Source organism: Arcicella sp., from assembly GCF_964672035.1.
Window position 1 is genome coordinate 30,049 of the sequence record NZ_CBABQS010000028.1, and the last position, 19,617, is coordinate 49,665.

At 35.9% G+C, this 19,617-nt stretch carries 16 protein-coding genes; 8 read left to right on the forward strand and 8 right to left on the reverse strand.

Annotated features, from left to right (window positions below; all coding sequences use genetic code 11):
• The first annotated feature begins 32 nt into the window (after nt 1-32).
• Nucleotides 33-1,355, forward strand: a complete 1,323-nt coding sequence (locus tag AC1W31_RS09955; RefSeq protein ID WP_481734285.1) for a vanadium-dependent haloperoxidase — start codon at nt 33-35, stop codon at nt 1,353-1,355.
• Nucleotides 1,356-1,687: 332 nt separating this feature from the next.
• Here the strand turns inward: AC1W31_RS09955 and AC1W31_RS09960 are convergent, their stop codons facing one another.
• Nucleotides 1,688-2,053 carry a hypothetical protein gene (locus tag AC1W31_RS09960; RefSeq protein WP_481734286.1) on the reverse strand — a complete coding sequence of 122 codons (366 nt, stop codon included), beginning with the start codon at nt 2,051-2,053 and terminating at the stop codon, nt 1,688-1,690.
• Nucleotides 2,054-2,819: 766 nt separating this feature from the next.
• On the opposite strand from AC1W31_RS09960, the gene AC1W31_RS09965 reads away from it, so the two are divergent.
• The 6 genes from AC1W31_RS09965 to AC1W31_RS09990 all read left to right on the forward strand — a co-directional run bounded on the left by AC1W31_RS09965 (nt 2,820) and on the right by AC1W31_RS09990 (nt 10,627).
• Nucleotides 2,820-3,476, forward strand: a complete 657-nt coding sequence (locus AC1W31_RS09965) for a cytochrome b/b6 domain-containing protein (RefSeq protein ID WP_481734287.1) — start codon at nt 2,820-2,822, stop codon at nt 3,474-3,476.
• Nucleotides 3,473-4,225, forward strand: a complete 753-nt coding sequence (locus tag AC1W31_RS09970; protein ID WP_481734288.1) for a molybdopterin-dependent oxidoreductase — start codon at nt 3,473-3,475, stop codon at nt 4,223-4,225. The genes AC1W31_RS09965 and AC1W31_RS09970 overlap by 4 nt, the downstream gene beginning before the upstream one ends.
• Before the next feature lie 120 nt (nt 4,226-4,345).
• Nucleotides 4,346-6,358 carry an NAD(+) synthase gene (nadE, locus tag AC1W31_RS09975; RefSeq protein ID WP_481734289.1) on the forward strand — a complete coding sequence of 671 codons (2,013 nt, stop codon included), beginning with the start codon at nt 4,346-4,348 and terminating at the stop codon, nt 6,356-6,358.
• A gap of 20 nt (nt 6,359-6,378) precedes the next feature.
• Complete coding sequence (locus AC1W31_RS09980; RefSeq protein ID WP_481734290.1) at nt 6,379-7,002, forward strand: HAD family hydrolase; 624 nt, start codon at nt 6,379-6,381, stop codon at nt 7,000-7,002.
• A gap of 50 nt (nt 7,003-7,052) precedes the next feature.
• Nucleotides 7,053-7,814, forward strand: coding sequence for a type III pantothenate kinase (locus AC1W31_RS09985; protein WP_481734291.1), 762 nt, complete (start codon nt 7,053-7,055; stop codon nt 7,812-7,814).
• Nucleotides 7,815-8,140: 326 nt separating this feature from the next.
• Nucleotides 8,141-10,627 carry a TonB-dependent receptor gene (locus tag AC1W31_RS09990; protein ID WP_481734292.1) on the forward strand — a complete coding sequence of 829 codons (2,487 nt, stop codon included), beginning with the start codon at nt 8,141-8,143 and terminating at the stop codon, nt 10,625-10,627.
• A gap of 61 nt (nt 10,628-10,688) precedes the next feature.
• On the opposite strand, the gene AC1W31_RS09995 is transcribed toward AC1W31_RS09990, so the two are convergent.
• The gene (locus AC1W31_RS09995) at nt 10,689-10,973 is read right to left on the reverse strand and encodes a hypothetical protein (RefSeq protein WP_481734293.1); all 285 of its coding nucleotides are present in this window, start codon (nt 10,971-10,973) and stop codon (nt 10,689-10,691) included.
• Between the two features lie 334 nt (nt 10,974-11,307).
• Here AC1W31_RS09995 and AC1W31_RS10000 point away from each other — a divergent pair, with 334 nt between their 5' ends.
• Nucleotides 11,308-11,892, forward strand: a complete 585-nt coding sequence (locus tag AC1W31_RS10000) for a DUF4082 domain-containing protein (protein WP_481734294.1) — start codon at nt 11,308-11,310, stop codon at nt 11,890-11,892.
• 68 nt (nt 11,893-11,960) lie between these two features.
• On the opposite strand, the gene AC1W31_RS10005 is transcribed toward AC1W31_RS10000, so the two are convergent.
• The 6 genes from AC1W31_RS10005 to arfB form a co-directional block, all read right to left on the reverse strand.
• Entirely contained in the window at nt 11,961-12,926 is a 966-nt protein-coding gene (locus AC1W31_RS10005; RefSeq protein ID WP_481734295.1) for an AAA family ATPase, read from the reverse strand.
• A 147-nt stretch (nt 12,927-13,073) separates the two neighbouring features.
• The gene (locus AC1W31_RS10010; protein WP_481734296.1) at nt 13,074-14,420 is read right to left on the reverse strand and encodes a peptidylprolyl isomerase; all 1,347 of its coding nucleotides are present in this window, start codon (nt 14,418-14,420) and stop codon (nt 13,074-13,076) included.
• Nucleotides 14,421-14,585: 165 nt separating this feature from the next.
• Nucleotides 14,586-16,850, reverse strand: a complete 2,265-nt coding sequence (locus tag AC1W31_RS10015) for a peptidylprolyl isomerase (RefSeq protein ID WP_481734297.1) — start codon at nt 16,848-16,850, stop codon at nt 14,586-14,588.
• A gap of 247 nt (nt 16,851-17,097) precedes the next feature.
• The gene (locus AC1W31_RS10020) at nt 17,098-17,790 is read right to left on the reverse strand and encodes a hypothetical protein (protein ID WP_481734298.1); all 693 of its coding nucleotides are present in this window, start codon (nt 17,788-17,790) and stop codon (nt 17,098-17,100) included.
• A gap of 20 nt (nt 17,791-17,810) precedes the next feature.
• Nucleotides 17,811-18,848, reverse strand: coding sequence for an agmatine deiminase family protein (locus AC1W31_RS10025; protein WP_481734299.1), 1,038 nt, complete (start codon nt 18,846-18,848; stop codon nt 17,811-17,813).
• 60 nt (nt 18,849-18,908) lie between these two features.
• Nucleotides 18,909-19,325 (reverse strand): alternative ribosome rescue aminoacyl-tRNA hydrolase ArfB, encoded by a 417-nt coding sequence (gene arfB, locus AC1W31_RS10030; protein ID WP_481734300.1) that lies wholly within the window; start codon nt 19,323-19,325, stop codon nt 18,909-18,911.
• Nucleotides 19,326-19,617: the final 292 nt, after the last annotated feature.

Consider the following 19,617-nt stretch of genomic DNA (forward strand, 5'->3'; position numbering starts at 1 on the left):
GTAATTTTGAAGTCTAATTAAAAAATTAACCAATGAAACGTAATTTCCTTATTTTTCTTACAGGTATTTCCCTGATAATCAGTTGTAAAAAAGAGAATACTGAGTGGAAAAAAGCGGCTGAAAATCCAGAATTTTTACGCCGTACCCAGTTCCAAGTCACTGAATCCATCATTCACGATATTTTTGCCCCTCCCGTTTCGAGTCGTATATATATGTATGCTTCTTTAGCGGCTTATGAGGCGGGTATCGCAGGAAACCCCAAATATAAATCAATGGTTGGGCAGTTGAGAGGATTAAAAAAAGTTTTCCTTTTAGATACTTCTAAAAAAATCTGCAACGGTTTGGCAGCAACTCGTGCATTTTTGACGGTTGGGAAGAACCTTACTTTCGCCCAAGATGTGTATGTAGGTTTTGAAGAAAAATTATGGAAAGAATATAAAGCAACGGGTATTCCAGAAGATATTTACGAAAACTCCATAGCTTTTGGAGATTCTGTGGCTGCTTCAATTATGAATTATTCCAAAAAGGATAATTACAAACAAACTCGTGGATTTAGATATACAGTGACTAATTTGCCAGGAACTTGGATACCAACTCCGCCCGCATATATGGATGCAGTAGAACCTAATTGGATGAGAATCAGACCTTTAACACTTGATACTTGTAGTCAGTTCCCTCCATTAGCTCCTTCAAAATTTGATATAACGAAAGGAAGTCAATATTATAAAGAAGTGTTGGATTGTTATAATACCGTGAAAAATCTGACCGACGAACAACGTAGTATTGCTAATTTTTGGGATTGCAATCCTTTTAAAATGAATATTACGGGTCATGCCATGTTTGCTACCAAAAAAGTATCCCCTGGTGGACATTGGATGGGAATTACATCTTTAGTAACTCGCCAACAAAAAGCGGATGTAGGGCAAACCGTTGAAGCCTATTTATTGACTTCGATGGCTATTTTTGACGGTTTTATTTCTTGTTGGAATGAAAAATATCGTACCGTTCGCATTCGTCCTGAGAGTATTATTAATGCTAACATTGATAAAGATTGGGTTCCTATTTTACAAACACCACCATTTCCAGAATATCCTTCGGGACACTCGGTAATTTCTGCCGCAGCGATGGTGGTATTAAATAAAACCTTGGGAGAAAATGTAGCTTTTGCCGATTCTACCGAAATTCCTTATGGCATTCCAGTAAGAAAATTTAACTCTTTCCGTGAAGCAGCACAAATGGCTTCCATCAGTCGACTTTACGGCGGAATTCATTTTCGCCCAGCTTTAGATAATGGATTTATAGAAGGAGAACAAGTGGGGAATTGGGTTTTGAGTAAGGTGAAAACTCGCCGATAAAGGATATGGCAAACGGATGATACGGAATAATCAAATATAATTAAGCAATATAAAGAATCTCTATTGGAATAATTATATTTTCAACAACCTTTAGAACCTTTATTCATAAATTTGTGTCAAGATTAAAATTAGTATTGAGACTATTGTATGAGCATATTTGGGGTTCAATTTTTCAAGAAACAATAATTATTGAAGACTCAGTAAAAGTCTAACGTACTGAGTCTTCAATATATCAGTATAAAAAGCATAAAATAAGTACAATCTCACTGAATAGCCCTTTCCATACTTTTCGGGTTGCTGCCCAACCGTCTGTATTTACGCTTTTGGGCTGATTAGCTTGGTGAAATATTGAGTGCTTCTTGTTTGAATATGTCATAACTTTCTTTAAGTCCTCGTTCGTCCTCAGTCAGTGATAAATCAGCTCCTACAATACAGTTATCACCAACGGTCATACAAGCGTATATTTCTTTACCATTTAAAAAAGTAATCTTTCCATCCGCAGTCAATGATTGAGATAATAAATCTGAATTTTTAACAGTTGTTCCTACTATACTAAAACGACCTAAATGATTGACTCTATCTAACCATTTTTGTTGGTTATCGCAAAAACATGCTGTAATATTATCCAAAGATCTCCCTCGAAGGTACAACATGATACCTTCTCGATAATCTTCAACTTTACCACTCCATTCAGGCATAATAAAACTGGGTTGAATCGCATAAATCTGTCCTCAAAGGGTTATTCGACGATAAGGCAATGACATTTTTTTAGAATATCTAATATCGTGAAATTGATAGCTTTAGATAAATCAGCTCCAAATAATGATTTGTACTTTTCGTCAAGACCATCAAGCCATTGACCAAAACAAACAGGATCTTTTACCGTCTCTAAATACTTTAATTCTCAGATTGATAATCGAATAATATTTGTCCCTTTTGATATTTTTGCTTTTTTTCTTTACTTGCAGTTCGTTTCCGAACTTTTGGTTCTGATTCTATCACTTACTTGATTTTATTGTTTCGCAAAACAAAGATCAGCCAAGTTTTTTAATTGCTCCCAAAAACATTAGAATCAGAAAAATTTAAGGCTTAATAACATTAAAGTTGCTACAAGATAGAAATCTATAAAAAAAGCCTCTTCAAATTTATTTGTTGTTTTTTTATTCTGCAACCACATAGATACATAGGTGAAATAGTTAAGAGTAGGATTCATTTACTGGCTCATACAAGCATCCACACTTTTTCGTTCTCGTACAAGCGTATTCGCTTGTACGCACAAAAATCTCCACTCTTTTTCAAAACTGTTTGATTATCGTTCTCTTACAAGCATCCTCGCTTGTAAGCACAAAAGTGTCCACACTTTTTCAAAACTGTTTAAATAATATTTACGTAAATATGACATACTAACGACATTATTAATTAAAATTTCTTCTCACATTTGTAATATAAATTTGAATTTAAAATATGAAAAAAATAGTCCACAAACATCCGCTGGCAATTCGCTGGTTTCATTGGGTCAATTTTCCCTTACTCTTCGTGATGATTTGGTCAGGAATGTTAATTTATTGGGCAAACGGAATTTATAAAATTCAGATTGGAGATACCCTTATTTTTAAATTTTTTCCAAAAAGCGTTTATACTTTTCTTGGGTTATCAGGACAATTAGCCAAAGGCATGGCATGGCATTTTGCCACCATGTGGTTATTCACCATCAACGGAATTTTATATTTTTTATACACCATGATTTCGGGTGAATGGCGTTTGATTGTTCCAGAAAAAAAATCATTTAAAGAAGCGTGGCAAGTGGTTTTACACAGCATGGGGGTTAGTAAAACGAGTCCACCACAGGATAAATATAACGCTGCTCAACGGATTGTTTATACCTTAGTAATCGTAATGGGCTTTGGCTCAATTTTAACGGGTTGGGCCATTTTCAGACCGGTACAATTAGCTTGGTTGACCACAATTTTGGGCGGATACAAATTAGCCAGAATTGAGCATTTTGTGCTAACTATTGGTTTTGTACTGTTTTTTATAGTCCATATTTTGCAAGTCATAAAAGCAGGCTGGAAAAATTTTCAGAGTATGATAACAGGATTTGAAGTAAAAGAAAAAGCATGAAAGAAGAACTAACAACCGACCAAAAAATTAGACGCCAAACCATCAAAGCTTTCGTGGGTTTTGGCGTTTTGAGTCTCGTGCCGATTGGCGTGTGGAAATGGATAAATGCCAGTTCATATCTCAATAACACGCTTGCTCCCTTGCGAAAAACGTTAGAATTTAACGAACGCCTAACGGGTAAAATATTGCAAAACAGCCATTTAGCTCCTTCATTTCCCTTATCAGAAGCTCAACGAAATGTTCGGGTGAATGGTAGCGTTGGCTTAGTGAGTCCGTTAGAAGGAGATTATAAAGTAAAAATAGAATCGGGCGATAATAAATTTGACGTTACTTTAGATGAATTAAAGGCCTTACCAAAACAAGAAATTGTCTTTGAATTTAAGTGTATTGAAGGCTGGTCGCAGATTCAACATTGGGCGGGAGTCCGTTTCGTGGACGTAATGCACCATTATAAAATTGGGCAAAAAGATGCGGAGAATTTATATAAATACGTAGGAATGGAAACGCCCGATGATAAATATTACGTAGGAATTGATATGCCAAGCGCCGTGCATCCGCAAACGATTTTGGCCTACGAAATGAACGGACAGCCTCTGACTGATACAAAACACGGTGCGCCTTTACGGCTGATTATCCCTGTGAAATATGGTTATAAAAGTTTGAAAAGAATTGGCGTAATTAAATTTTCAGACACTCGCCCCAAGGATTATTGGGCTTTGTTTGGGTACGATTATTTTGCGGGACTTTGAAAAATAATAATAATATTCAAAAGCAGCCTCCAAAGGGTTGCTTTTTCTTTTAATCTTTGATAAAAAATAACGTATTTTGCTGTTTCTAAACGATGTGAGAGAACATCTTGTTATATATACATGAATCTAATAAAAGTCGCCGCAGGGGTTGTGAATCAAACGCCGCTTGCTTGGGAAAGCAATAAAAACAACATCATCAATAGTATTGAAGATGCCAAGAATCAAGATATTAGCCTACTTTGTTTGCCCGAATTATGTATCACTGGGTATGGATGTGAGGATATGTTTTACGCACAATCTACGTGTGATACTGCCATGGAAATGTTGCAGGAGATTGTACCTCATACCTCCAGTATTGCGGTTTGTGTGGGTTTACCGATTCGGGTAATGAATCATGTCTATAATGCAGCCTGTTTGATTGTGAATAAGCAAATAAGGGGTTTTATCTGCAAAAAAAATCTGGCAAATAACGGAATTCATTACGAAACCCGCTGGTTTCAACATTGGCCCGTTGGCGAGCGTACCGAAATGCGTTTGGGCGAATTTACGTATCCCGTTGGAGATTTTGTTTTCGATGTCGGGGGTGTGAAAATTGGTTTTGAAATCTGTGAAGATGCTTGGATTGCCAATCGTCCTGGTCGTGATTTGTATTTGCAAGGTTGCGATGTTATCTTGAATCCAACGGCATCACATTTCTCATTTTTCAAAACTCAAACCCGTGAAAGATTGGTGCAAGAAGGATCTCGTTCTTTTGGCGTGGCCTATATTTATGTCAATTTATTGGGAAATGAGTCAGGTAGAGCCATTTTTGATGGTGATGCAATGGTCGCACAAACGGGCGAAATGTTGGTGTCTGGCACAAGGTTTTCGTATAAAGATTACTATTTAACGACCGCAGTAATCGATTTAGACAAAATTCGATTGGAACAAACCCAAAATCGAATCACCTTCAAATCGACTAATCCTGTTCAAGTGCTTTTTGATTATCCAGAAATTGACCCAGTTAAAAATGTTTTTGAATTAGAACATTGGGAAGCGAAGGGCTACCAAAAAGAGGAAGAATTTGCTCGGGCAATTGCCTTAGCCTTGTTCGATTATCTGCGTAAATCACGCTCAAATGGTTGGGTAATTTCACTTTCGGGTGGAGCGGATTCTTCGGCAATTACGGCTTTGTGTTATTTAGCAATTGAATTGTGTGTCAAGGAGTTAGGCTTAGAAGATTTCAAAAAGAAGTTTGCCTATATCAAAAATATTCAAGGATGTAAAGATGTAAAAGAATTATCGGCCGCTTTGATTATTAATGTTTATCAAGGCACTGAAAATAGTTCAAAAGCTACTCGCCATTCTGCTACTTCTTTGGCGAAAGATTTGAATACAACTTTTTATGATATTGATATAAATGGGTTAGTAGAAACCTACAAAGGACTCATTCAAGAGGCAATTGGACGAGATTTATCATGGGAAACCGATGATATTGCGCTCCAAAATATTCAAGCGAGGGTCAGAAGCCCAAGTGCTTGGTTACTGGCAAATATTACGAATTCATTGTTACTTTCAACCTCAAATCGTTCGGAAGCCTCGGTTGGATATGCCACAATGGATGGTGATACATCGGGTTCAATTTCACCGATTGCGGGGATTGATAAGCATTGGCTACGTCATTTTTTACGTTGGTTAGAAAATACAGGACTGGGTGGAGAATTAAAAATTGCAGGACTCAATGCCATGAACAATCTGCAACCAACCGCCGAACTTCGACCTTTGGAAGCCAAACAAATTGACGAAGAAGATTTGATGCCTTACGACCTCTTAAATGCCATTGAAACGGCTGCGATTCGGGATAAAAAAACACCGAAAGACTGTTTACAACTCATGGAATTAGAATTTGAAGGAATTTACAATCGAGAAAAATTAATTTTATCCATCGAAAGATTCTTCAAATTATTTGCACGTAACCAGTGGAAAAGAGAACGTTACGCTCCAAGTTTCCACGTGGACGACCGCAACCTCGATCCAAGAAGTTGGTTAAGATTCCCGATTTTGTCGGGCGGATTTGAGAAAGAATTAGCAGACCTACACGAATATGTAAAAAGTTCTGGAAAAGGGAAGCGTAAAGGAAAGATTGGGTTTTAAAACAATAAATTTTAGCATAAATGTCAAAACAAATTAACACCATTATTTTCGATTTAGGCGGAGTCTTGATTGATTGGAATCCATTATACGTTTTCAACGATTTGATTCCTGATGAAGAACGTAGAGCCTATTTCTTTGAGGAGGTTTGTCCGATGCACTGGAACGAACGCCAAGATGCAGGAACTTTAATTGCGTTGGCAACGGAAGAAAGAATTGCGCTCTTTCCTGATTGGGAACACGAAATTCGAGCTTATTATGGCCGTTGGGTTGAAATGTTGGGCGATGCTAATCAAGGAACGGTGGAAATTCTCAGAAAATTGATTGATTCGCCAGATTATCGAGTTTATGCCCTCACGAATTGGTCAGCCGAAACTTTCCCCATTGCCAAAGCTATTGAGCGTTTTCATTTTTTGCATTGGTTTGAAGGCACTTTGGTTTCGGGCGAGGAATTTTTATTAAAACCTCAACCAGAAATCTATGAAGCTATTCTGAGTCGCTACGATATTGACCGAGAAAAAGCTATTTTTATTGATGATAATATTAAAAATGTAATCGGTTCAAAAGCCGTAGGATTGGATGCTATTCATTTTCAATCGCCCGAGCAATTAGCCGAGGAATTGAAAAGTAAAGGCATTAGGGTTTAGAAAAGCTAACATCCTCCACTAATTCTCAGTCCCAAAAACCTTAAAAAAATATGCTTTTAGCCATTGATATTGGAAATACTGACATCGTTTTTGGAATTCATGATAGTTTTTCATGGATTCATCAATTTCGTATTTCTTCTTCTTTATCTCAAAGATCTTCTGATTATGAGGCTCAATTACGCATTCGATTTTTAGAAAACTCATTGAAAATCGGTGAGATAAAAAAATCAATTATCAGTTGTGTTGTCCCCGACCAGAAAGCTATTTTGAAAGAAATGGTGCAACAAATGTTTGGAATCGACCCATTAATAGTTGGCGTTGAGATGTACTATAAACTAAAAATGAAGATTCCAAGTCCTTATGAAATCGGAACAGATTTGGTCTGCAATGCGGTTTATGCGTATTATACCCACAAAAAAAAGTGCATCATCGTTGATTTTGGCACGGCACTTACTTATACAGTTGTCTCGGAAAAAGGCGAAATTATCGGGGTTTCAATTGCCCCAGGTTTGAAAACTGCCGTAAAAGCATTGTTTTCTAATACCGCACAATTGCCCGAAGTACCTTTACAAATGCCCGAATCTGCCATTGGAAGAAATACCGTTCATGCAATACAAGCTGGAATTTTGTGGGGATACGTGGGCATGGTTCGAGAAATGATTCATCAAATCAAAAAAGAAGTTGGACTGGATTGTGTAGTTTTGGCTACGGGTGGGCTTTCATCTATTCTTACTCCTTTGCAAGATGATTTTGATGAAGTAGATAAAGCCTTGACTTTAAATGGATTAAAAATTATTTCTGAGTTGGTTTGAATAAAATTATTTCAACATATTAATTCATGATAAGGCCTAAAGCCATGCCATGAATATTAAAAAAATCATCATTTTTGTGAAATGATGATTTTTTTATTCCTTCTGCAACCTTTTTCTCCCCACTTGCATCTCATTGACAAATACCCATTCTTCCAGAACTAAACAAATACTTTAACGCAATTCCACAACCATTCATCCTTTAAAAGAACCGAATAGGTAATATGCAATACAAGGTAGTAGGCTTTACTTATAATTTTGACTTAACAAATAAACCTTTTTCCGATGCCCCGTAATGGCATCGTTTAATATTAAACATAAAACTCATTATGAAAAATTTTCTTTACACAATCCTCACCCTCCTAAGCCTAAATAGTTTCAAAACTAATGCACAGGGAAAAGTAAGCGGACAAATTACGGATGACAAATCTAAAATCGTAGAATTTGCCAGCGTAACCTTACTAAAAGCAAAAGATTCTACACTCGTAAAAGGGGCTTTATCTGACGGCAGCGGCTCTTTTGAATTTGAGAAAATACCTTCGGGAGAATATTTAGTAAATATTTCTCAAATGGGCTACAAAAATTTTTATACCCCAAAATTTTCTTTAGATGCTGACAATCCTTCGGTGAAATTATCAAATTTGGTTTTATCAGAAGATTCTAAGCAATTATCTGAAGTTCAAGTAATTGCTAAAAAGCCTTTCATTGAGCAACAAATTGATAGAACCGTTGTAAATGTCGAAAACTCAATCGTCTCGGCGGGAAGTACGGCTTTGGAAGTATTAGAAAAAGCACCAGGGGTAACGGTTGATAAAGATGGCAATATTTCGTTGAAAGGTAAACAAAATGTAATGGTTTTGATGGATGGAAAACCAACGTATATGTCTGCCGGTGATTTAGCAAATTTATTGAGAAATATGCAGTCGAATCAATTAGAAAAAATCGAAATTATGACCAATCCACCCGCCAAATATGATGCTTCGGGCAATGCGGGAGTTATTAATTTACGGACAAAAAAGAACCAAAATATGGGCATAAATGGCTCGGCTACGGTTGGTTTTGGGTATGGTTTCTATCGTTCTTTACCGAAAGAAAATGGAAGTTTAAATTTGAATTATCGTCAAGGAAAATTGAATTTATTTGGAAATTTCTCTGCAAACAATCGTAAAAGTTTTCAAATAAATGAGATAAATAGAAAATTTGTTGAGAATGGAAAAGTGCTTTCAGGCTTCGACCAAGTGGCAGATTCTGATAAGAAAAATAGCTCAGCTTCTTACAAAATGGGAGCCGATTATTTCTTAGATTCAAAAAATACCATCGGCGTTTTATTCAACGGCATGAGTGGGAATTATAGTGAATTGCTTGACAATCAAGCCATTGTAAAAAATTCATTGGGTCTGCAAGATTCAACTTCTATCACAAAGGGAGATATCAATAACGATTGGGCAAATTATTCTGCTAACATCAATTTCAAACACGTGATTGATTCAACGGGTAAAGAATGGACAATGGATGCTGATTATGCTCGTTATAATGCCAATAATAACATGAAGTATCGTACTTCCAAATACGACCTTTTGAATATTCTTCGCCAAACTCGTAATGAAGATGGCATGACGGATTCAAAAATCAATATTTACTCTTTTAAAAGCGATTTAGTTTATCCAATAAATAAAACTTCAAAATTTGAAGCCGGGATAAAGTCAAGTTATGTCCATTCCAACAACGATATGCGCTTTGAATTCTTGATTGGCGACCTTAACAATCGTGTTCTTGACCCTACTCGTACCCGTGATTTTTTGTATAAAGAAAACATTAATGCGGGCTACGTAAATTATTCAAAACAATTCAAAAAATTGAGCGTACAATTGGGATTACGAGTTGAAAATACCATCGGACAAGGAACTTTGAAAGGCGTTGAATTATTGAATAGAAACTATACAAATTTGTTCCCGAGTATCTTTTTGCGTGAAAAACTCAATGCAAAACACCAATTGGGCTTATCGTATAGCCGCAGAATTGACCGCCCAAGTTATGAGGATTTGAATCCGTTTTTATACTTCCTCGACCCTTATACTTTTGAGAAAGGAAATGAACTTTTACTACCACAATATACCGATGCTTTGGAGTTGTCGCACACATTCATGGATGCTGTTACCACTACCATCAATTATAGCCGAACCAACGGCATGATGACCCAAATTTTGCAACAAAATAATGCGTTGAAATTGACGAATGTAACGAAATATAATATCGGATACGTAGATAATTTTGGCATTGCTTTCTCTGTTCCCGTTCCCATGGCGAAGTGGTGGTTTAGCAATACTTATTTCAATTTATACAACAATCATTACGTGGGTGATATTCCAAAAGTTACGATTGGAACCGACGGAAAGGAAAGCGCAATTTATCAACCTTTGGATGCTCGTGCCACCACTTACAATGTCAATATGACCAATCAATTTACGGTGACTAAGAAATTTTCGTTGGAATTGAGCGGTTGGTATCAGTCGGGATTTGTTGAGGGGCAATTAGTGGGGAAACCCATGGGAGCTGTTTCATTTGGTATTCAACAAAAGCTAATGAATGATAAAGCAACGTTGAAATTAAACGTAAATGATGTATTTTGGACTCAGAAATTCACAGGAAGTTTTCTTTTTAATGATATTGATGTTCAGATTGCAAATCGTTGGGAAAGTCGTACTGCTCGGATTACATTCACTTATCGTTTTGGTAATAATAAAGTTAAAGCCGCTCGCCAACGTCAAACAGGATTGGAAGATGAAAAAGGTCGGGTAAAAAATGGTGGGAATTAGAAATTAAAATTTCTTGGTAAATATTGATGGCATGACTTTGAGTCATGCCATCAATATTTTATTACTGCTTTTCGCCTGGCAAAGTATATTTAAACTTAGTTTTACCTGATTTTTTATCCTTCTTTCCGTTAAATTTCTTCCCCCCTCCTAAGCGACTCCAAGGCCAATGTTTTTTACTTGTAACCCACGAAAAAGCGGCCCGAGGACGATAAACACCATTTTCATGCTTATGTTCTTGAGAAACTCTACACGTTTTTTCGGGACATCTTCTCGCCCAAATACAACTCTCCAACGTTTGACAGCAAATAATTAGAATGGCACAATACAGCAGTGTTTTCAATCTCATTGAGTAAGGATTTTATTTAAGCAAATGTAAGAAAATATTCCTTTTCTAAGTCCGTAACATAGACGAGTTTGTCCGCAAAAATATTTATATCTCAATAACGAAAAAAACAAGCAAAATATTGGACAAATCTTGTTGCCTCAATGCTCATTTTTCACGACTAAATTTCAAAATATACTTTATGAATGAAGCAATTTACCGTAAACTAAATATTGATACCATAACATTCATTTAATTCTTTATTGAATTAATCAATCATATTTGTCAAGATTTATTGATAAAAATTCAAAATCAACTTTCTAAAATTCATTTAACGAATCAATTAAAAAATACTGTCATGAAAAAATTACTAATTCTCTTTACCCTTCTTGTTATGATGATTAATGCTTGTAAAAAAGATGAGTCAAGCGTAAAACCAAGTGAAAATCCAGTATCTTCTTTAGTATCCGATGTCGATTGGGCAGTATCTGATGCGTCAAATGGAGGTAAATATGAGTTAGGATATGTGTTCAGTTCAAATACCAAAGGAAAAGTCACGCAAGTAGCTGCACAAATGAAAGACCCTGGCATTTATACAGTTTCTATTTGGGATGGAGATTCAAAAGCTTTATTACGCCAAAAAACAATTGAACAAACAAGTCCAAATAAATTTTCATTAGCTTCGGTTGACGAATTGGTGATTGAAAAAGACAAGAAGTATGTAGTCAGTATTAACAACACAATCAGTAATGTAGCAAAAGGTTACAATGCTCTAAAAAAGAAGGTGAATTCTTCTGCAACCATATTTCCTATTAGCAGAGGAAGTATTATCATTCAAAAATCTGTTTATGCATCTTCTGCAACACCGGTATTTCCAGCAGTTGATTATTCAAGTAGTAATACCTTTTATGGTTTTGCAGATATCACTTTCATTCCTGACTGATTAGTAGATTCAAACAGAAAGCCTCTCAAATTTGATTTGAGAGGCTTTCTGTTTATAAAAAAAGAGTTCTACATTATCTTTCTCACAATGTCTTCAACCGAAACTCCTTCTGCCTCAGCCTTGAAGTTACGAACAATTCTGTGACGAAGTACTGCCATTGAAACGGCTTTTACATCTTCAATATCGGGAGAATATTTTCCGTTTAAAAGCGCATTGCATTTTGCGGCCAAAATCAAATTTTGTGAAGCTCTTGGACCAGCACCCCACTCCAAATATTTATTGCAAGTCTCATTGGCCATTTCTGTATTTGGGCGAGTTTTCTGCACCAATTTCACGGCGTATTCCACCACATTATCCGCTACGGGTACACGTCTAACTAATTGCTGAAATTCCAGAATTTGTTGACCTGTAACCTGCTTTTGAACTTTATATTTTTTATCCGAAGTTGTACTTTTTACAATATCCAATTCTGATTGATAAGAAGGATAATCTAACTTCACCATAAACATAAAACGGTCTAATTGAGCTTCTGGAAGCGGATATGTTCCTTCTTGTTCAATTGGGTTTTGGGTTGCCAATACAAAAAATGGCTTCTCCAAAGGATATTTATGTCCTGCCACCGTCACGGCGTATTCTTGCATAGCTTCCAATAAAGCAGATTGCGTTTTTGGTGGAGTACGGTTAATTTCATCGGCAAGGATGATATTGGCAAAAATAGGACCTTTTACAAATCTAAAATTACGCTCATTATCCAATGTTTCTGACCCCACAATATCCGAAGGCATTAAATCGGGGGTAAACTGAATACGATTAAAATCCAAATCTAATGCCTCGGCAATGGTGTGAATCAAAAGTGTTTTTGCTAACCCTGGAACGCCCACAAGCAAACAATGTCCTTGACAAAAAATGGCGGTAAGCAGCATTTTAACGGTATCTTCCTGTCCGATAATTACTTTCCCGATTTCAGTAGTAAGTTTTTGGTAAGATTCTCTTAAAGCATCTACTGCTTCAACGTCTGATTGGTATTGAGCCATATTATTAAATTTCAGGTTTTAATTTAGCTTTTAGCTTTGAAGAAGTACTATAACTCATCTCTCAAAACTGTTTTCATATAAAAGTCAAAGTGTCAGGCAAATTTACCTGACACTTTTTAAATATAAACAAAATTGTTGCCAAAGATTTTAATTACTATTGGTCTTCATCACATTACATTCTTTATATTCATCTACCACGTAAATAAACACATCTTCTTTGGCTTTGGCAAACCATTTCTCGATGGCAGTATTTTTCTTTCTGTTCAATGTATAATTAGATAATCTCTGGAAATCATCTTGTAAATTAGCAAAGTGCGGAGCGTGTTTTGTTTTATAAAACAAGATTCTCATGGCAGAACGACCGTCTTCCGTTCTGTAAGCCATTGGAGCGGTTACAGTTCCTACTTTCATCGTATCAACGGTGAAGTACAAACCCGATTCCATCGTACCATCCAAAGGCATTCTGATTGAGCGAGATTGTGGATCAACTAACATTCCTCCAGCATCTTGAGTAGCTTTGTCTTCCGAAAACAATTTAGCTGCCTTTTCAAATTTCAACGTATCCCGTTGAATTAAAACCCGAATACTATCTAAGAAACGAGTTGGATCAGTCACATCAAGTCGTTGATAATCAGGCCTTAACAGAATGTGTAAGGCATGGTATTCTTGTCCACGAGTTTCCAATAGTTTTATCAAGTGATAACCAAATTCAGATTCTACCACATCCGACATCTGACTGGGTTTCAATTTCAGAGCGGCCGCCTCAAACGGTGCAACCATTTGTCCACGTTTTGAGAAACCTAAATCCCCACCTCTTTTCCCAGAACCAATATCTTCTGAATAGAGTTTAGCTAAATCTTCAAATTTCTCACCATTTTCAACTCGCTTTTTATAATCCAAAAGTCTTTTGTAGAGTTCTGCTTTTTGAGCTTTGGTGGTTTTTGCCATTCTCACAATTTGTCCAATTTCCACTTCTGAAGGCAAATAAGGCAATGAGTCTTTGGGAATAGCCTCATAGAATCGTCTTACTTCTTTAGGCGTAACTTTAACATCACCCGTGATTTTATCTTGCATTTTGCGGGTTACTAATTGTTCTTTAATGGCTGAACGCAATTCCTCTTTCAACGAAGCAATTGTTTTTCCATACGCCTCCGTGATATTTTTCTGAGAGCCAAACTGTTGCTCCATTTGATCCATCCGAGAATTAAGCTCCGAGTCAATTCGCTTTTCTTCAACCGTTACAGAGTCAATTTCAGATTTTGCCAACATCAATTTACCCACTACCAAACTTTCTAATAATTGGCATTTGGGAGGTGCTTGTTGTCCATTTTGCGAAGCCTGTTGCAGCTGTGCTTCCAATTCAGATTTCAATAAATAATAATTATCTACCTTCGCAATGATTTTATCAAGCACAATGGGGGTTTGAGCCACCAGTGAATGTTGCGATATTGCAGTTATGGTTAGTAATAGAAAAAGATTTTTTAGGAATTTCATGTACGAAAAATTAAAATAACACGTAAAGATAACGCTTTTTGCGGCGTGCATTGGTATAGTGATAAAGTTAAAAAGTGTTAAGGAAAATTTTATTCTGGGTTTCTTGTTCTGAATTTTCGCTCTTAATTTTAATTTAGGAATGCGACAGAATAGAGTACCCAGTGTTTAATTCAATATTTTATTCAACTCATCTTGATTCAAAACTACTGGATATTTTGCTTTTAATTGGTTGATTAAATTATTGTACAATACCGTTTGATAATCCTTCATTATTTGTCCACGTGCTTCTTGAAAAGTTTTGGCCCGAGGTTCCTCCACTTTCTGAATATTCACCCAAATTTGTCGGCCTTTTGAGTCAGAATTATTCTCGCCAATGATCCAACTTATCGAATCCAGATATTCATTTTCACCTTTTTTAAAGAAACGTTCTTCGGCAGTCAGGCTTCCCGGTTTCAACGCATTAAATCTCTTTACCACATCGTCCATCGAATTTGAGAAGAATTTAATACCCACTCGCATATTTTTCAAGCGGTCAGTTTTTGAAACGGGTTTATATTTTCCGTCATCTTTTTCAAGAATTCTCATCGGAGAGATTCCCTTATTGATTAAGTAATTAACAATTTTTCTGGCTCTTTGAGATGATACAGTTTCAGATTCTTCGGGGTCAGAATTTCCAGTGACTTCAATGGTATAATCACGATTTTTTGTCAGAATAATAGTCAAATCGTAAAGCATTTTTTGCGTATCTGCTGAAAAATCCGATTTGTCCTTTTCAAAATAAATCTCCGGGAAACGGCGATTCATGAGATAAGGAGCTTTCAACAAAGAAGACTTTACTTGTTCCATCGTTTCTTTACGGTCAGTCGAAATAATTTTTGCAAAAACCCGATTAGTGTATTGGTAATTCTGAGCGTTTTGTATAAAATAATTTATTTGAGCCAAAGAATCTAAGGATTTTTCCAGCACATTATCACTCAAAAATTCTTTCTGTAAAATACCTTCACGAAAATCTTGTATGTCCGAACGGAATTCAGGATATTTCACTTCCAGATTACTTTCTTCATAACGCAAATTTCTATCTTCCACGAAAAGGTTGTACCAATCACGTTCGGATTTGTCGTTCAATGCGCCTATTTTAGCTAATTGTTTTTGTGTTTTTGTTACGAAACCATAAAACTCACGAACCGTTGAAAACGTTTGGTTGATGGTAAAAATAGTTTTTCCAAGATAATCTTCGTTACCCACTCTATCTTTATAAAAACTATCGAACGCTTCTTGTTTGACAGAGATAGATTCTTGAAAATTATTATCCTTCTTCAAACGCTTCACTAAGTTTCCCTTAATGATTATTCCCCTTGAAGGATCAGCAGTTACTTTTTCTTTAATGTACTGCGCTAATTCTTCAAATTTCAATAAAGGTTTTTTCTCAACTAATCTAAAAATGTGCCAACCCAAAGAAGTCTGAATAGGAGCGGTAAAATCACCTTTCTCACTCAAAGCAAACACGGCATTTGCCATTTTTTCGTCAATCAATGTTCCTGCCTCAAACCATTTATTGATTACTCCACCTTTAGATTTGGTGTTAGGGTCGGTCGAATAAACTTTGCATACGCCCTCAAAAGGCTCATTTTTCTTCAAATATCCGTAGGCTTCTTCAATTTTCTTCTTGGCTGCTTCAATTACTTCTGGCTTTTCGTTTGGTGCCACACTGACCAGAATATGGGCTAATTTAACCTTTCCCCGTGAAGAACGTTTTTCTAAAACTTTCACTAAATGATAGCCTTTATCCGTCCGAATTGGCAATAAAACTTCACCTTTGGGATATCTATAAGCAGCAGATTCAAAAGCGTAATGATTATCTAAAACCGCAATAAATCCAATGTCTCCCCCTTTTTCAGCCGTTTTTGCATCTTGAGAATAATTTTTGGCTATTTGTTCAAAAGATTCCCCTTTCAAAATCCTCAAACGCAAAGTTCTGATCTCATCAAAGGAAGTCATCGTATCAGCAGGGCTGGCATTATTGGGCACCGCAATAAATATTTGGGCAACTCGAACTTCCTCTCGCATACGCTCGTAGGCCTCCTGAATCATTTTTTCGAGGATAATTTTATCAACTAAATAAGGGGTTGCCAACTCTTTACGGTACGAATTAATCTCTTCTCTAAACCCCTTGGTGGTATCCTTGCCCATCCGTTGGGCAGCGTAAACCATGAGTTTATAGTTTAAATAGTTATCAAAAAACTCTTGTGATTTATCTTTCTTTACACTATCACTCTGAAGAAGTTTTCGGTAGGTTTGCGACAGTTCTAAGGGTGTGATTACACGGTTGCCAATTTTGATTGCGAAGGGTTCTGTCTGAGCATTTACTGCATTGAAGCACAGAAAAAAACAAGCAGTTGTTATATAAAATAATCTAATAATGTGGGTCATAATTTTTCAATCTTAATGCTTAAAATGGCGGTATTTCAAACGATTTATATCAGAAACTTCTTATTTAAAAAAGCTTATCTAACAATTTCTGATATGATTTCTAACTATTTAGCGTGTTAGTTTATTGTATTGGGGTTGCAAAAATACAAATAATTATCCAGACAATCTAACCTAAAATTAATCCTATATATTGATGAGCAACGGACAAAAATATATATTGAATCAGAAATAAATCATTATTACAATACTAACGTTTTGAATCAATTATTTTTAATTCATAATTTAATTCATATTTAAATGTATTTTTAAAATGCTCTCCTTCAAAAATAAGAGTGATAGGATACATTTTTTGGGTAGCAGAAAGCCTCGAAACTTGGAGTTCAAAGGTACTTTGACCGAGCAAATCATCTTGGTCAAATTTCTCAAGGGCTTTCAATCCAATTCCCGCCGCTTGCAGACTTGCAAAAACAACGGCTAAAGGCGTTTCAAGTTCGCCCAAGGAAATAAACATGGCAGGTATTTTACCTAAACCACCCACTTCATTTATCTTTTTAACCAGACTTTGGGCTTTTTGATAATCATCAATTTCAGTCAAAACAACCGAAGATAATATTTTGCCTTTCAAGGGAATTTGCAGTTCAATGGTTTTAAATTTATCCTCCAAAGCAATTTGGCCTTTCTTCATACTTTCAACGCCCCAAGAACCATTTGCCACTTGAACCACCTTATTATTTTCATCCACGGCGGTTAAAGAATACGTCAAAACAACTTCATCAGCCAAAGTCAATTCTTCCTCCAAATTAATGGCTTTCAAGGATTTAACTTGAAAAACTACAAATTGGTCAGGCTTTTTAGCTTTGTTTTCGGTGATTGATTTGGTGGATTTGCAGGAAGTGAATCCGAGAATTATCAAAATAATATATAAATATTTGTGTTTCATTTTTAGAATTTTTATTTTATTTAAACCACGGGTTCTTGTTGTGAAAGACAATGGAAACTTCCTTGTCCCCAAATAATATCCGTAGCATCCAAACCAATTACTTCTCGACCTTTAAAACACTGCGAAAGAATGTCTAAAGCAATATCGTCATTTTCGCATTGATACGTTGGCACAATTACGCCTGCATTACAAATTAAAAAATTAGCGTACGAACCTGGCGCTCTAAAATCATCAATCACCACGGGCGAAGGCATCGGTAACTCAATGACATTCAATTGCTTACCATTTAGCAACCGCATCTGTTTCATCAATTTCAAATTCTCATTCAACACCTCATAATTCTCATCATTTTTGTTATATTCAACCGCTGCCAAAACCGTATCTTCGTTGACAAAACGGGCGGTATCATCAATGTGTCCGTCAGTATCATCACCCACAATGCCATCATTTACCCATAAAACTTGTTCCAATCCGTAATAATCACAAAGATATTCTTCAATTTGAGACTGATTCAAATGTGGATTTCGATTTGGATTCAACAAACACGAACGACTGGTCAAAACCGTTCCTTTTCCATTAAAATCCACCGAACCGCCTTCCATAATAATATTGGGCGTAACGTAGTCTAAACCACGATATTTAGCAATTTTTACGGGCAAATTATCATCCTCTTCAAAAGGTGGATATTTACCTCCCCAAGCGTTGTAACCCCAATTTACAACCATGCGTTGCTTCGTTGCTGGATTAATCAAAAACGCAGGCCCGTGGTCACGACACCAAGCATCATTGGTTGGATTTATTAGTATTTCGATTTGATTTTTATCAATATTATACTCAGGTAATTGACTTAAAATAAAATCGCTAAGTTGCTCATTATCAACATTCAAGCACACTTTCTCACCTTTTGAAATGGCTTTAATAAACTGAAAATATTGTAGATACATTTTTGCCAATTTACCATCTTGCCACGAATGGTCATTATGCGGAAAAGTCAACCATGTAGCCACGTGTGGATGCCATTCGGCAGGAAAGAAAAAACCTTGTTGTTTTGGAGTCATATTAATTTCAGATTGAAGATTTGGGATTTAGGATTCAACTATTTATATTTTATTGCCAACTTAATAACCAACTTTCCCTCGATTCGCCTTTTTATCCGAAGCCATTTTTTTGTTTTTCAATCGTTCGGCAATCATTCCAGCGGTTGGCGTAACTTTAATACGTTTTTTAGGAATCGTCAAAGCCTTGATTAACAATTCTTTAAACTTCTTAATTACCGTATTTTTGTTTCGCAATTGCGTGCGTTCTTCTTGCGAAACAATGATTAGTTCACCTTCCGAATTAATTTGATTCTTACATTTTTTCTGAATTAATTCTTTTTGGGTATCATCTAAAATAGAAGAATTCAAAACATTAAATCGCAATTCCACTTTGGTAGAAACTTTATTTACGTTCTGCCCTCCTGCCCCACCACTTCGGGAGGCTTGGAATTGAAATTCGGGCAAAAAATCTTGTTTTAATAATTCAGGTAAATTCATTTTTTGTTAAAACGAACGTTTTGATTCGTCTTTATTTTTACACAAAGGTAAAATGCTAAGTTGGAATTAAGAATGAAACATAGAAAAAGGAAGGTATTTTGTTGAAGAAGGCATTTTAGGATAAAAATGGAGGATTTTTTTAGATTTTATGAAAAAATAATTGTGTGACTAATCTTTTGAAAATCAAAACCTTATAATTTATTTAGCAGAAATTTTAAATTTTATTGCCAAAAGGCTTGCACAGAAACAGAAAACGCCCTAATTTTACATCACGATAAAAGAACAACGCTTC